This window comes from Bacillus sp. HMA207, assembly GCF_003402455.1.
Taxonomy (GTDB): Bacteria; Bacillota; Bacilli; order Bacillales; family Bacillaceae_G; genus Bacillus_A; species Bacillus_A cereus.
Map to the genome: position 1 here is coordinate 553975 of NZ_BEZT01000001.1, position 15302 is coordinate 569276.

Consider the following 15302-nt stretch of genomic DNA (forward strand, 5'->3'; position numbering starts at 1 on the left):
TAATGTAATGGATAATAAAATCGTATATGTCGTATCTGACTCTGTAGGAGAAACGGCTGATTTGGTTGTTCGAGCAGCAATGGGGCAATTCCCGTTTGCTCCTGATATTAGACGTGTACCGTATGTAGAAGATACAGGGACATTAAAAGAAGTGATTTCGATTGCTAAGAGTAATCAAGCACTTATATGTTTTACGTTAGTTAAGCCTGATATGCGCCAGTATTTAGTAACAGAGGCTGCAAAAGAAGGGGTAGAGGCATACGATATTATCGGCCCTCTTATTGATCAAATTGAAGAAATTACGGGGCAAGTGCCGAGATATGAGCCAGGTGTTGTCCGTAGGTTAGATGAAGAATACTTTAAAAAGATTGAAGCGATTGAGTTTGCTGTGAAGTATGATGACGGCAGAGATGCACGAGGTATTTTAAAAGCAGATATCGTGTTGATTGGTGTTTCGCGTACATCAAAAACACCACTTTCCCAATATTTAGCTCATAACAAACGCTTGAAAGTTGCGAATGTACCACTCGTGCCAGAAGTTGACCCACCTGAAGAACTATATCAAGTGGCAAAAGAAAAATGTTTCGGTTTGAAAATTACGCCAGATAAGTTAAATCATATTCGAAAAGAACGATTAAAATCACTTGGATTAAGTGATGGAGCAACATATGCAAATATTAATCGTATTCAAGAAGAAATTGATCACTTTGAGGAAGTAATTAGTAAAATAAATTGCCAAGTAATCGATGTATCGAATAAAGCGATTGAAGAAACAGCAAATATTATTGTGAATGCAGTGCAAAACCAAAAAATGTTTTAGCACATTTACCAAAGGTGAATGTGCTTTTTTCGCTCATGTGAAATATGATACCTATGGATTTTGTAATAGATTGTAGTGTAATGGTTATACTTATACTCCTTTGTCTTTTAGTATATTCAAGGTGTGAGTTTGTCATCCTGAAATGTAAGATGAAAAAATAAAGGGATATGTAGCGTAGTTGAAGAAAATATATTATAATAAAAAATTGTGATAAAAACCTATATTTTACGTTTAGACTTTAATTTTTCAGAATAAACTAGGGATAGGATTTACGAAAAAGACATGTAATTACGTTAAATCGACAAAATCTATACAAGAAAACGCACATTATGGAAGGATTCACAGAAGGGATGTAGAATACAGAAATATGCAAAACATCAACAACATATTAGTTGGTGTAGATGTATATCCCGTGAAGGCTGAAATTGTGCAAGTTGGAGCGGAATTTCATGTCGGAATTTTGTTTGTCGCATCATATGCTCATCCTTTAAGGAAATAGCAAGGCAATTGGATCATTGTAGATACTGAACAAAATGGAGTTGATTGTTATATGGATCAACATGAAAAAGTTACAGATCTCAAGATCAAACAGTATATGTGGCTTGCTACTCTTCTTGTAAAAAGGTGTATATGTATTGTTTCTAAGAGATACATTTGTAACAGATGAGCAAATGTATACAATTTTATATAGCAAGTATGTATATGCGATTTATGCAGATAAAGGACCTATAGGAAAGGTTCAAAATCGTTTATACAATGTAATCGGCAACACTTTCTAACAAGTTTAGAAAAATATTGTCGAATTATAAAGGAATTTTTTAATTTATATCGAATACAAAATACGACACGGAGATGGAGTTATGGGGAACAGAATTCCCGAAGAAGTTGTTGAACAGATTCGGACATCATCCGATATTGTAGAAGTCATTGGTGAATACGTTCAACTTAGAAAACAGGGGCGTAACTATTTCGGCCTTTGTCCATTTCATGGTGAGAATTCTCCTTCATTCTCTGTTTCATCTGATAAGCAAATTTTTCATTGCTTCGGATGTGGAGAAGGTGGAAATGTATTTTCCTTTCTAATGAAAATGGAAGGACTGGCGTTTACCGAGGCTGTTCAAAAGCTAGGCGAAAGAAATGGAATTGCGGTTGCAGAGTACACATCAGGACAAGGACAACAAGAAGACATATCTGATGACACTGTCATCATGCAACAAGCTCATGAATTATTGAAAAAGTATTATCATCATTTATTAGTAAATACGGAAGAGGGAAATGAAGCACTTTCATATTTATTAAACCGTGGTATTACGAAAGAGATGATTGAGAAGTTTGAAATTGGTTATGCATCACCTGCTTGGGATGCAGCGACGAAAATTTTACAAAAAAGAGGTTTATCGCTGTCTACTATGGAACAAGCTGGCCTTCTAATAAGAAGTGAGAAGGATGGTAGTCATTATGATCGCTTCCGTGGAAGAGTTATGTTCCCGATCTATACGTTACAAGGTAAGGTGATAGCGTTTAGTGGAAGGGCGTTAGGAGATGACACTCCGAAATATTTAAATAGTCCTGAAACACCGATTTTTCACAAAAGTAAATTGTTGTATAACTTCCACCAAGCAAGACCATTTATTAGAAAGCGTGGGCAAGTGGTTCTTTTCGAAGGATATGCCGATGTACTAGCTGCGGTAAAGAGTGGTGTGGAAGAAGCTGTTGCGACAATGGGAACAGCTTTAACTGAAGAACAAGCAAAACTTCTGCGACGTAACGTTGAAACTGTTGTTCTTTGCTATGATGGTGATAAAGCAGGGCGAGAAGCGACGATGAAAGCAGGGCAATTATTGCTAAAAGTTGGTTGCCAAGTGAAAGTCACATCCTTGCCAGATAAGCTTGATCCTGATGAATATGTGCAACAATATGGGACTACTGCTTTTGAAAATCTTGTGAAATCAAGTGTGAGTTTTGTTGGTTTTAAAATAAATTATTTGCGTTTAGGGAAAAATTTGCAAGATGAGTCTGGCAAAGAAGAATATGTGAAAAGTGTTTTAAAAGAGTTATCGTTGTTACAAGATGCGATGCAGGCAGAGTCATATTTGAAGTCATTATCGCAAGAATTTTCGTATTCAATGGAAACACTTTTGAATCAATTGCACCAATATCGCAAAGAACAAAAGGTACAGCAAAAACAAATAAAGCAGGTTGCTAAACCGTCTCAAGTCGTTCAAACAAAACCGAAGTTAACAGGTTTTGAAAGAGCGGAAAGAGAAATTATTTACCATATGTTGCAAAGTGCAGAAGTAGCTGTTCGTATGGAATCCCATATAGAAGATTTTCATACAGAAGAACATAAAGGGATTTTATATGAACTATACGCATATTATGAAAAGGGAAATGAACCTTCAGTCGGAACATTTTTAAGTTGGCTCTCTGATGAAAAGTTGAAAAATATTATCACTGATATTTCGACGGATGAATTTATTAATCCAGAATACACAGAAGAAGTGTTACAAGGCCATTTGGAGACGCTTAGACGGCATCAGGAAAAACTTGAAAAGATGGAGATCATCTTTAAAGTGAAACAAATGGAAAAAACAGATCCTGTAGAGGCTGCTAAATATTATGTAGCATATTTACAAAATCAAAAAGCGAGAAAATAGCTTTTTTGATAAAGTTTTAGTATAATGAATGTTTGTATCTCGCGTAAGGAGGGGAACAGATGGCTGACAAACCAGCTCGTTCTAAACAAATTGAAACTGAAATGACCCTTGAGCAAGTGAAAGAACAACTCACTGAGCTCGGAAAAAAACGTGGCGTTCTTACATATGAAGAGATTGCAGAACGCATGAATGGATTTGAAATTGAATCCGATCAAATGGATGAATACTATGAATATTTAGGTGAACAAGGCATTGACTTAGTTGGTGATAATGACAACGAAGAAGGCCCTAATAATCGCCAAATTTCAAAAACAGAAGAAGAGTTTGACCTCAATGATTTAAGTGTACCACCAGGGGTTAAAATCAACGATCCTGTTCGTATGTATTTAAAAGAAATTGGTCGTGTAGACTTACTATCTGCAGAAGAAGAAATTCGACTTGCAACGCGTATTGAAGAAGGCGATGAAGAAGCGAAACGTCGTCTTGCAGAAGCAAACTTACGTCTTGTAGTAAGTATTGCAAAGCGCTATGTAGGCCGTGGTATGCTTTTCTTAGACTTAATTCAAGAAGGTAATATGGGTCTAATTAAAGCTGTTGAAAAGTTCGATTATCGTAAAGGTTTCAAATTTAGTACGTATGCAACTTGGTGGATTCGCCAAGCTATTACACGTGCCATTGCAGACCAAGCGCGAACAATTCGTATTCCAGTTCATATGGTTGAAACGATTAACAAGTTAATTCGTGTACAACGCCAATTATTACAAGATTTAGGTCGTGAACCGTCTCCTGAAGAGATTGGTGAAGAAATGGATCTTGCTCCAGAAAAAGTACGTGAAATCTTAAAAATTGCACAGGAGCCAGTTTCTCTTGAAACACCAATTGGTGAAGAAGATGACTCCCATTTAGGTGACTTTATTGAAGACCAAGAAGCAACATCGCCTGCGGACCATGCAGCCTATGAATTGCTAAAAGAACAATTAGAAGATGTGTTAGATACGCTAACAGATCGTGAAGAAAATGTTCTACGTCTTCGTTTCGGTTTAGATGATGGACGAACTCGTACGCTTGAAGAAGTTGGGAAAGTATTCGGCGTAACGAGAGAGCGTATCCGTCAAATTGAAGCAAAAGCACTTCGCAAATTAAGACATCCAAGCCGTAGTAAGCGTCTTAAGGATTTCTTAGAATAGGTTATTTTTTAAGTTTACTTCACCATTGTGAAGTAAACTTTTTTATTTTGTTAATTTTTGTTAAAATTTAGCTATCGGCAACGATTACAATTTCTTGTAATTTATTTTACAGAATTGTCTTTTGATTTGCAAATGCTCATTTTTCGATTTTTCGATTAATTTTGTTTATTCTATACAAAAATATATGTAGAAAAACGAAAAATATGATGAGAAACGTTAATAATTATCGAAATAATAAGCGATATGACAATAAAAAACAATAAACTGAATTTATGGAATATTTTTAACAAGTGGTAGTTTACTCTTTTCTGATAGAGCGTTTTCAAGTACAATGGAAATGACTGAATCATCTAACTATTTAGGGGTATAGAGGGGGGAGAAGAGATATGAAACGTAATCCGCTGATTCCGTTCGCTCTTATTGCAGCATTGGGTATTATCGTTATGTTTGTATTTTCATTTCAGGGGCTAAATAAATCTAAAGAGTTAGCTGATGCAAAAAATGGCGGGAAGCCAGCACAAACGGCATCAAAACCAGAAGATATTGTGAAGCAAAGCTGTACGAGCTGCCATGGTGATCAGTTACAAGGGGCAGTTGGACCTAACTTGCAAAAAATTGGTGGGAAACTTTCAAAGGATGAAATTAAAGAAATTCTTTCGAAAGGAAAAGGCAATATGCCTGCCAATATAGTTCCAGCTGATCAAGCCGCTAAAGTAGCTGATTGGTTATCGAAGAAAAAATAAAGTTCCGTATGACAAGCCTTTTGCTTATGCAAAGGGCTTGTTTTTCTATATTTTCTAAAATACGATGAATGATAGAGCAGTGAATTGTTGTTATGGGCTTGCAACAACTACTATAAATTCATTATCATGGAGACAGACTGACAAGAGAAGGAGTAATGGAAATACATGAATGAAGTAAAGCTTTCAAAACGATTAGAAGAAGTTGTACGTGAAATACCAGTAGGATCTACAGTCGCTGATATTGGATCGGATCATGCGTATTTACCGTGTTATACAATTATAAATAATATTGCTACAAAAGCAGTTGCAGGAGAGGTCGTAGATGGACCATTTCGCTCTGCGCAAGCAACTGTAGCTGAAAGTGGTTTACAAGATAAAGTAGATGTGCGTAAAGGGAATGGATTAGCTGTTATCGCACCAGGAGAAGTAGATGTAATTACGGTTGCCGGAATGGGCGGAGCGTTAATTCGTGACATTTTAGAAAGTGGTAAAGAAAAATTAGAAGGTGTAACACGTTTAATTTTACAGCCTAATATTGCAGCGCATCATATTCGTGAATGGTTTATTGAGAATGGTTGGGAGCTTATCCATGAAAAAATCGTAAAAGAAGATGGGAAAATTTACGAAATTTTAGTAGGGGAGCGAGGAAATGTTGCAGCGCCTTACTCTGAAAATAAACAAGCTGAATTGTTTATGGGACCATTTTTAATAACAGAAAAAAGTGAAGCCTTCGTTGAAAAATGGGAAGGAGAATTAAAAAACTTCCAAAATATTTTAAAACAGTTAGAACGTGCAGCTGATTCTGAAGAAACAAAAGCGAAGCGTGGGGAAGTAGAAGCGAAAATGAAAATGATAGGGGAGGTTTTATCATGAGTAAAATTCCAAATGGCCATGAAGTTATTTCTTTATTTGAAAGTATGTATCCGAAGCATTTGGCGATGGAAGGAGATAAGATTGGCCTGCAGATTGGAGCGCTTAATAAACCCGTGCGGCACGTATTGATTGCGTTAGATGTAACGGAAGAAGTTGTGGATGAAGCAATTCAATTAGGGGCAAATGTCATTATTGCTCATCATCCTTTAATTTTTAACCCGTTAAAAGCGATTCATACAGATAAGGCGTATGGGAAAATTATTGAAAAGTGTATTAAAAATGATATTGCAATCTATGCAGCGCATACAAATGTGGATGTTGCTAAGGGCGGGGTAAATGATTTACTTGCTGAGGCGTTAGGATTGCAAAATACAGAAGTTTTGGCACCGACATATGCAGAAGAAATGAAAAAAGTTGTTGTGTTTGTGCCAGTCACTCATGCAGAAGAAGTAAGGAATGCATTAGGAGACGCAGGTGCTGGTCATATCGGCAATTATAGCCACTGTACGTTTAGTAGCGAGGGTACAGGCGCATTTGTACCTCAAGAGGGGACAAATCCTTATATCGGGGAAACTGGACAGTTAGAACGTGTAGAAGAAGTGCGAATCGAAACGATTATTCCAGCTTCATTACAGCGGAAAGTGATTAAAGCAATGGTAACGGCGCACCCTTATGAAGAAGTAGCATACGATGTGTATCCGCTTGATAATAAAGGTGAAACGTTAGGCCTAGGAAAAATAGGATACTTACAAGAAGAAATGACGCTTGGTCAATTTGCAGAACATGTGAAACAATCATTAGACGTGAAGGGCGCAAGAGTTGTCGGTAAGTTAGACGATAAAGTGCGTAAAGTAGCTGTACTTGGTGGAGATGGTAATAAATATATAAACCAAGCGAAATTTAAAGGAGCAGATGTATATGTAACTGGTGACATGTACTATCATGTTGCTCATGATGCGATGATGCTCGGTTTAAATATAGTTGACCCAGGACATAATGTTGAAAAAGTAATGAAACAAGGTGTACAAAAGCAATTACAAGAAAAAGTGGATGCAAAGAAACTCAATGTACACATTCATGCTTCGCAGTTACATACAGATCCATTTATATTTGTATAAGAAAAATAAAAACCGTTGCTCATGCAAGCAACGGTTTTTATTATTGTTCTTTTTTCACTTTCACGCGAGGTAATATTTTTTGTAACGGTACTTTTCGAACTCTTTCCCATGTAGCGGGATTCATTGGGTTATATTGCTCTAAGAAAGCGATAACTTCTTTCGTAATTGGCGTTGGAGTAGAAGCACCTGCTGTAACAGCTACGTTTTCTACACCTTGTAGCCACTCTAATTGAATTTCGCTTACATCAGCAACTCGATATGCTTTTGTACCCGCGATTTCTTGTGATACTTGTGCTAAGCGATTTGAATTGTTACTTTTCGGATCACCAACAACAATTGTTAAGTCTGCAACATCAGCTTGTTTAGCGACAGCTTCTTGGCGAACTTGAGTTGCTAAACAAATTTCTTTATGGAATTCTGCTGTTGGGAATTTTTTTTGAATGTCCTCCATTAAATGTTGAACATCCCATTGACTCATCGTTGTTTGATTTGTTACTAAAATTTTATCTGTTGGGATTTCTAATGTTTTTAAATCATCGGCTCTTTCGATAAGGTGAACGATGTCAGGTGCAATACCAACTGCGCCTTCTGGCTCTGGATGATTTTTTTTACCGATATAAATGACATGATACCCTTCCGCTTTCTTAGCTTCGATAAGGTCATGCGTCTTGGTAACATCTGGGCAAGTAGCATCGATTGTTGTTAAACCTTTTTCTTTTGCGCGTTGTTTAACTTCTGGAGAAACACCGTGTGCAGTGAAAATAACAGTACCAGAATCAATTTTATCTAAAATTTCTAAGCGACTTGGACCGTCTAATGTGATGATTCCATCTTCTTCAAAAGCGTCTGTAACATGTTTATTGTGAACAATCATACCTAAAATATAAATGGGTCTCGGCAATGATTTATCTAATGCGGCGTTACGTGCAATTACCATTGCATCGACAACACCGTAGCAATAACCACGAGGGGAAATTTTAACAATTTTCATATGAGTAATCCTCTCCTTCTAAACAAGGGATACTTTTGTGCATAGTCTTTTACATTATAAAGGAGGAGTGGATAGAAAACAAAGGATTGTTACACATATAGTTTTGGTTTTGTTGCTGTTTGTTGAACTGGTTCTTTCGGTAACTCTTTTTCTATTACAGGTTCAATCACTATTTTCTTTCGTTTTCGTTTCTTTTTTTGAGGTGCAGGAGGCGGACTTTCTACCTCAACTGGCTCTGTTACATTTTCCGTTTGATTTTCTTCCGTGCTTTTTCCAGAGGTGAGGATTTTAACAATGCTTGGTAGACTACGCATAATAGGACCATACTGTTCGACGACAGGACCTACAGATTGAACGACTTGGGATACTTTTTCGATGTTATTTATCATATTAGTTGGATTCGAAATTAAGTTCGAAAAAAAACTGCCGATGCCACTGCTTGCTGTTGCCGCAGTTGTAGTTGAGCCGCCGCGCGTTTCATTTGATTCATACATTTGAGGCGGTATCATTTGCTCAGGATGTTGCTGCATGTATGGTTGATATTGTGGATGTTGCTGCGGATATTGCTGATGATATTGCGGCGGTGGTGGTTGCTGATGCATCATTGGTTGCCCTTCCATTTGTCGGTAAGGTGGAACCATTTGCATAAATGGCTCGGTTGGATCGTGTTTTTTAAAAAGCTTAGCAAGAAAACCTTTCTTTTTTTGTGCCATTGGTGGTAGTTGTGGAATTGGATATGGTGTATAAGGTTGCTGCCCTGGATTCGGATACATTTGCCTTGTAGGGGATTTCGGAAACATGTGAGAAATCCTCCTTTCTTCAGTTAGGTATATACACATACAATATGCAATAAAAGGGAAGAAGGTTAGTTTTTGAAGTGAAAACCTAAACTAAAGATGGATTTTACTTGTAGATTTCGATATAATGTAGACTTGACTGATTTGTGCGCGCAGTAGAAATTTTAGAAAGAAGGTGTAACTTATGACACAACAAACTTTTACACAGTATGATTTTAAACCATTTTTAATAGATGCAGTTCGTGAACTACGCTTTACAGAGCCGACAGGAATTCAGCAGAAAATTTTCCCGGTCGTGAAAAAAGGTGTAAGTGTAATTGGACAATCCCAAACAGGTTCTGGGAAAACACATGCATACTTACTTCCTACATTAAACAGAATTAATGCAAGTCGTGAAGAAGTACAACTTGTTATTACAGCGCCTACTCGTGAGTTAGCACAACAAATTTACGAAGAAATCGTGAAATTAACAAAGTTTTGTGCGGAAGACCAAATGATTACAGCACGTTGTTTAATTGGTGGAACTGATAAACAACGTTCAATTGAGAAATTGAAAAAACAACCTCATATCGTAGTTGGGACACCAGGACGTATTAAAGACTTAGTTGAAGAACAAGCATTATTTGTTCATAAAGCAAATACGATTATTGTCGATGAAGCAGACTTAATGCTTGATATGGGATTCATTCATGATGTAGACAAAATTGCAGCACGCATGCCTAAAAACTTGCAAATGTTAGTTTTCTCTGCAACAATTCCTCAAAAACTAAAACCGTTTCTGAAGAAATATATGGAGAATCCAGAGCATATTCATATCAATCCAAAACAAGTTGCAGCTGGAAACATTGAACACTATTTAGTGCCTTCTAAACATCGTAATAAAATTGATTTAGTGCATAAAATGCTACTTCAATTTAAACCGTATTTAGCAGTTGTTTTCACGAATACGAAAAAGATGGCAGACCAAGTTGCTGATGGATTAATGGAACGTGGCTTAAAAGTTGGACGAATTCACGGGGATTTATCACCACGTGATCGTAAAAAAATGATGAAACAAATTCGTGACCTTGAATTCCAATATATTGTTGCGACTGATTTAGCAGCACGTGGTATTGATATTGAAGGGATTAGCCATGTTATTAACTATGAGTTACCATCAGATTTAGATTTCTTCGTTCACCGCGTTGGAAGAACAGCACGTGCAGGGCATTCTGGTATTGCAGTGACGATTTATGATCCAGCAAACGAAGAAGCGTTAGATAGCTTAGAAAAACAACGTCATATCGAGTTTAAACATGTAGATTTACGTGGAGATGAGTGGGCAGATTTAGGTGAGCGTCGTCGTCGTAAGAGCCGTAAAAAACCAAATGACGAACTTGATGTTATGGCAACGAAAGTTATTAAAAAACCGAAAAAAGTAAAACCAAACTATAAACGTAAACTTGCAACAGAACGTGACAAAGTGAAGAGAAAATATAGCAATAAAAAAAGATAAGGGGTTTCCCTTATCTTTTTTTTAATCCCGGTAATTTAAATGAAGAGTATAGTCTGTCTAAATAGTCATATGAATTTGTGTAGTGCGTCTTTTGTGAACAAACAATTCACTACATATTTCTACAAATTATGCTATCATTATATCTATTGTATATTGAAGAGGTGATTGTATGTTAAAGATTGGATCTCATGTTTCTATGAGTGGTAAGAAAATGTTATTAGCAGCAAGTGAAGAGGCTGTTTCATACGGTGCAACAACGTTTATGATTTATACAGGTGCACCGCAAAATACACGAAGAAAACCAATTGAAGAATTGAACATAGAAGCAGGAAGAAAACATATGGAGCTGAACGGAATTGAGGAAATTATCGTCCATGCGCCGTATATTATTAATGTTGGGAATACGACGAAGCCAGAAACATTCCAATTAGGCGTAGACTTTCTTCGCATGGAAATTGAAAGAACATCGGCATTAGGTGTAGCGAAACAAATTGTTCTTCACCCAGGAGCGCACGTTGGTGCTGGAGCAGATGCTGGTATTCAACAAATTATTAAAGGGCTTAATGAAGTATTAACGCCAGAACAGACGGTTAACATTGCGTTAGAGACGATGGCAGGAAAAGGAACAGAATGCGGTCGTAGCTTTGAAGAAATTGCAAAAATTATTGATGGTGTAAAATATAATGAAAAGCTATCTGTATGCTTTGATACGTGTCATACGCACGATGCAGGATATGATATTGTAAATGACTTTGACGGCGTATTAAACGAATTTGATAAGATCGTTGGTATAGATCGTTTACAAGTACTTCATATTAATGATAGTAAAAATGTACGCGGAGCAGGAAAAGACCGTCATGAAAACATTGGATTTGGTCACATTGGGTATAAAGCATTGCATCACATTGTACATCATCCACAGTTAATGCATGTACCAAAAATTCTTGAAACACCGTATGTAGGGGAAGATAAAAAAGATAAGAAGCCACCATATAAATTGGAAATCGAAATGCTGAAAAACGGCACTTTTGATGAAGGGCTTCTTGAAAAAATTAAAGCGCAATAAGGAGGGGAAATCCCCTCCTTATTTTAGTAGTTGCTGAAATAATGTATTTACTTGTTGGGCAGTGGCAGGGGAAGTTACTTTTGCGATCTGTTTTAAGAGCTCTAGTCGCTCGTTGTTATCGTAAATATTAATATTTTTACCCTTCATAAGTAAAACGATTTGGTCAGCTTGTGCGGCTGTAATAGGAACTTCGTATTCTTTGCTATATTTTAATAACTCTTTTGTAGAAATATGATTTAATTTTTTATTAACAATTTGTTTAATGAGGTTCATCTTATTATCCTCCTTCACGCGTTCTTCTATCGAAATATATGAGCATGTAGCTTGTACATATTCGTATGGAGTTTCTTTTTTCATGAGGAAAAGAAGCGTATGTTATAATATAAGGACGAAACTACAGAAAAAGAGTACAGGGAGGGCTTATGGAGCAAAAGCAACATCGAAAAGAAAGTGTTATTCATCTTATTTATCGTTTAGTTATGATTATTTTTGGAGCAGCATGCGCGGCGGTGGCGATTGAACTATTTTTAATGCCAAATAAAATTATTGATGGTGGAATTATTGGTATTTCTCTTATATTAGATTATCTTACTCCTAACATTTGGTGGTTAAGTTTTTCTACTTTAGTCGTTGTTCTCAATATCCCATTTATGTATTCCGGTTATAAGCAAATTGGAAAAACATTTATGTTATCTTCGACATTTGGTATTGTAGCGTTAGCTTTCATTGAGTCAACGTTACATGCGGTGCCACCATTTACAACAGAACCTATTTTAGCGACAGTGTTTGGTGGGCTTATTTTAGGTCTTGGTGTAGGACTTGTAATTCGTCATGGTGGGTCGTTAGATGGAACTGAAATTATGGGGATTTTATTAACGAAGAAACTACCGTTCTCTGTTGGTGAATTCGTAATGTTTGTGAACTTATTTATTTTTGCATGGGCAGCATTTGTGTTTGGTGTGGAACAAGCGATGTATTCTGTTATGACGTACTATATCGCATTTAAAACAATCGATACAGTAATTCAAGGGCTAGATGAAACGAAGGCGGTTTTAATTGTATCTGATCAATATGAGGAAGTATCAAACGCGATTTTGCATCGTCTTGGCCGTGGAACGACAAAGCTTGTAGCAAAAGGTGGTTACACGGATAAAGAAAAAGAAGTTATTTATGCAGTTGTAACGCGTCTAGAAGTGACGAAGTTAAAATCAATTGTGCATGAAATTGATGAAAATGCGTTTGTTACGATTATGAGCACGCAAGAGACAAATGGTGGTAAGTTTAAATCGGCTATTCACTAAAAGTTTATAGGAATATTTTTTGAAAGCAGAGAATTTTTCTCTGCTTTTTGTTATAATAGTAAGGTTTCTTGAAAAAATAGATATATTTTAGGCAGATTGGTTTACAACTATAATAAGCTGTACTATAATTCAAATAGATATAAATCGGAATCATTCTGAATTAAAATAGGTGAGATGCTATGAATAATATATTAGAAATTGAAGGTTTAACATTCCGATATGAAGATCGGAATGTGTTAGAAAATATTAATTTGCAAGTTCCGAAGGGAGCTTTTTTAGGTTTAGTGGGACCGAATGGTTCAGGTAAATCAACTTTACTTAAGTGTTTATTAGGCGTTTTAAAGCCAAAAGAAGGAAGCATACGCGTGTTTGGCGTTGATAGTAAGAAGTTTAAGGAATGGAACAAAGTTGGTTATGTATCCCAAAAGGCAAATAGTTTCAATTCTGGTTTTCCAGCAACTGTTTCTGAAGTTGTCTCAATGGGACTTGTTTCGAAAAAAGGGCTTTTTCGCTTTTTTACAAAAGAGGATAAAAAAAAGGTAGAAAAAGCAATTGCTGATGTAGGGATGAGTGAGTTTCAAGGTCGTAACATTGGAGAGCTTTCTGGTGGACAGCAACAGCGTGTATTTATTGCTCGTGCGCTCGTTAGTGATCCTGAATTGCTTATTTTGGACGAGCCTACTGTTGGAATCGATGTGAAAAATGTGGAAAGTTTTTACGAAATATTAGAGGATTTAAACAAAAGGCTCGGGATTACATTAATTCTTGTTACTCATGATATGGGAGCTGTTACTGAAAAAGTAACACATGTTGCATGCCTAAACCAACATCTACATTTCCATGGAAATGTAGAGAAGTTCCGAGAGTTAGAAGATGCAGAAATGTCCGTCTTATATGGACATCATGTTCATCGTTTAGAACACGAACATGAGCATCACGGGAGGATATAATGATACAAGATTTTTTACAATATGACTTTTTACGTAATTCTTTATACGCAGGTATTTTAATTGGACTTGTTGCACCGCTAATTGGTGTGTTTGTTGTTATTCGTCGTTTATCTCTGATTGCGGATGCATTAAGTCACGTGACGTTATCGGGTATTGCAGCAAGTTTATTACTTGAAAAAACCATTTTTACAGGTGGATTTTTAAACCCCTTATATATGGGGATGATTTTCTCGATTGGTGGAGCGCTACTAATCGAAAAGTTACGAACTGTATATAAGCACTATCAAGAATTAGCAATTCCAATTATCCTTTCGGCAGGGATGGGGGTTGGAGTTATTTTCATTTCACTTGCAAATGGATTTAACACAGACTTATTTAGTTATTTATTTGGTAGTGTCAGTGCTGTAACAAGTACAGATTTAATTATTATTGGGATTGTAGCAATTGTTGTTGTTGCGACAATTATTTTATTATATAAAGAGCTGTTTCTATTATCATTTGATGAGGAATACGCAGTATCAACTGGTTTAAGAGCGAAATGGATTCACTTTATTTTCATTATATTAGTTGCTCTTGTCATTGCAGTATCAATGCGTGTAGTGGGGGTTCTTCTCGTATCATCATTAATGACATTACCAGTTGCAGCAAGTATTCGTATTGCTAAAGGATTTAAACAAACAATTTTCTTTTCCATTTTATTTGGTGAAATTGCAGTAATTGGTGGAATGTTTGCTTCGTATCAACTTGATCTAGCGCCAGGTGGTACAATTGTTATGATAGCAGTTCTTATTTTAATCGGTGCGATTTTATGGAAGAAGAAAAAAACTGCATAAAGTAGGGATAGGTATGAATCTAACAGAAGCTTTACGCCTAATGAAAGAAAAAGGATATAAACATACTGGAAAAAGAGAAGAGATGCTCAGATTATTTGCAGCACATAATCGTTATTTAACTGCGAAAGACGTTTTAGAACATATGAAAGACGATTATCCAGGGCTTAGTTTTGATACGATTTATCGTAACTTAACAGTTTTTGCTGAGATTGGTGTTTTAGAACAAACGGAATTAAATGGCGAAAAACATTTTCGTTTTACTTGTTCTATTATGGAACATCATCATCATTTTATTTGTTTGGATTGTGGGGGGACGAAAGAGATTACTTCCTGCCCAATGGATTTTATGAATAAAGATTTTACTGGTTATGAAGTAACGGGTCATAAGTTTGAAATATATGGTCGTTGTCCAAAATGTGCAAAGTAAAAGCTCGTCGGTTATGTAACTGACGAGCTTTTTTACGTAGAAAA

Annotated in this window: 17 protein-coding genes; 14 read left to right on the forward strand and 3 right to left on the reverse strand. The window is 36.3% G+C overall.

All coding sequences use genetic code 11. The features are described from left to right. Positions 1-7 precede the first annotated feature (7 nt). The 8 genes from HMAS_RS03015 (at position 8) to HMAS_RS03040 (ending at position 7398) form a co-directional block, all read left to right on the forward strand. Positions 8-820 (forward strand): pyruvate, water dikinase regulatory protein, encoded by an 813-nt coding sequence (locus tag HMAS_RS03015; protein ID WP_000368944.1) that lies wholly within the window; start codon positions 8-10, stop codon positions 818-820. Positions 821-1187: 367 nt separating this feature from the next. Beyond that, a complete protein-coding gene (locus HMAS_RS28210; protein ID WP_002024806.1) occupies positions 1188-1319 on the forward strand; it encodes a hypothetical protein in 132 nt (43 codons plus the stop codon). A gap of 136 nt (positions 1320-1455) precedes the next feature. Then, on the forward strand, positions 1456-1599 hold the full coding sequence (locus tag HMAS_RS27600) for a hypothetical protein (protein ID WP_000479733.1): 144 nt from the start codon (positions 1456-1458) through the stop codon (positions 1597-1599). 81 nt (positions 1600-1680) lie between these two features. Further along, on the forward strand, positions 1681-3477 hold the full coding sequence (gene dnaG / locus HMAS_RS03020) for a DNA primase (protein ID WP_000528223.1): 1797 nt from the start codon (positions 1681-1683) through the stop codon (positions 3475-3477). A gap of 59 nt (positions 3478-3536) precedes the next feature. Further along, positions 3537-4664: an RNA polymerase sigma factor RpoD gene (rpoD, locus tag HMAS_RS03025; protein ID WP_000764065.1), complete on the forward strand. Its 1128-nt coding sequence runs from the start codon at positions 3537-3539 to the stop codon at positions 4662-4664. A gap of 386 nt (positions 4665-5050) precedes the next feature. After that, entirely contained in the window at positions 5051-5407 is a 357-nt protein-coding gene (gene cccA, locus HMAS_RS03030; RefSeq protein ID WP_000828141.1) for a cytochrome c550, read from the forward strand. 165 nt (positions 5408-5572) lie between these two features. Further along, the gene (locus tag HMAS_RS03035) at positions 5573-6280 is read left to right on the forward strand and encodes a tRNA (adenine(22)-N(1))-methyltransferase (protein WP_001006542.1); all 708 of its coding nucleotides are present in this window, start codon (positions 5573-5575) and stop codon (positions 6278-6280) included. After that, positions 6277-7398: a Nif3-like dinuclear metal center hexameric protein gene (locus HMAS_RS03040; RefSeq protein WP_088859631.1), complete on the forward strand. Its 1122-nt coding sequence runs from the start codon at positions 6277-6279 to the stop codon at positions 7396-7398. The genes HMAS_RS03035 and HMAS_RS03040 overlap by 4 nt, the downstream gene beginning before the upstream one ends. A gap of 40 nt (positions 7399-7438) precedes the next feature. On the opposite strand, the gene HMAS_RS03045 is transcribed toward HMAS_RS03040, so the two are convergent. Next, a complete protein-coding gene (locus tag HMAS_RS03045) occupies positions 7439-8389 on the reverse strand; it encodes a 4-hydroxy-3-methylbut-2-enyl diphosphate reductase (RefSeq protein WP_000706662.1) in 951 nt (316 codons plus the stop codon). Positions 8390-8478: 89 nt separating this feature from the next. Continuing rightward, positions 8479-9189, reverse strand: coding sequence for a VrrA/YqfQ family protein (gene vrrA, locus HMAS_RS03050; protein ID WP_086389501.1), 711 nt, complete (start codon positions 9187-9189; stop codon positions 8479-8481). Positions 9190-9370: 181 nt separating this feature from the next. On the opposite strand from vrrA, the gene HMAS_RS03055 reads away from it, so the two are divergent. Beyond that, a complete protein-coding gene (locus tag HMAS_RS03055) occupies positions 9371-10681 on the forward strand; it encodes a DEAD/DEAH box helicase (RefSeq protein ID WP_000194017.1) in 1311 nt (436 codons plus the stop codon). A 169-nt stretch (positions 10682-10850) separates the two neighbouring features. Then, positions 10851-11747, forward strand: a complete 897-nt coding sequence (locus HMAS_RS03060; protein ID WP_000912460.1) for a deoxyribonuclease IV — start codon at positions 10851-10853, stop codon at positions 11745-11747. A gap of 18 nt (positions 11748-11765) precedes the next feature. On the opposite strand, the gene HMAS_RS03065 is transcribed toward HMAS_RS03060, so the two are convergent. Then, the gene (locus HMAS_RS03065; RefSeq protein ID WP_001048954.1) at positions 11766-12020 is read right to left on the reverse strand and encodes a DUF2624 domain-containing protein; all 255 of its coding nucleotides are present in this window, start codon (positions 12018-12020) and stop codon (positions 11766-11768) included. A gap of 149 nt (positions 12021-12169) precedes the next feature. Here HMAS_RS03065 and HMAS_RS03070 point away from each other — a divergent pair, with 149 nt between their 5' ends. The 4 genes from HMAS_RS03070 to HMAS_RS03085 all read left to right on the forward strand — a co-directional run bounded on the left by HMAS_RS03070 (position 12170) and on the right by HMAS_RS03085 (position 15258). Continuing rightward, a complete protein-coding gene (locus tag HMAS_RS03070) occupies positions 12170-13048 on the forward strand; it encodes a YitT family protein (RefSeq protein ID WP_000435963.1) in 879 nt (292 codons plus the stop codon). A gap of 179 nt (positions 13049-13227) precedes the next feature. Then, positions 13228-13998 (forward strand): metal ABC transporter ATP-binding protein, encoded by a 771-nt coding sequence (locus HMAS_RS03075; protein WP_001059662.1) that lies wholly within the window; start codon positions 13228-13230, stop codon positions 13996-13998. After that, positions 13998-14831, forward strand: coding sequence for a metal ABC transporter permease (locus HMAS_RS03080; protein WP_000613815.1), 834 nt, complete (start codon positions 13998-14000; stop codon positions 14829-14831). Before HMAS_RS03075 ends, HMAS_RS03080 begins: the two co-directional genes overlap by 1 nt. 13 nt (positions 14832-14844) lie before the next feature. Continuing rightward, positions 14845-15258 (forward strand): Fur family transcriptional regulator, encoded by a 414-nt coding sequence (locus HMAS_RS03085; protein ID WP_001054516.1) that lies wholly within the window; start codon positions 14845-14847, stop codon positions 15256-15258. Positions 15259-15302: the final 44 nt, after the last annotated feature.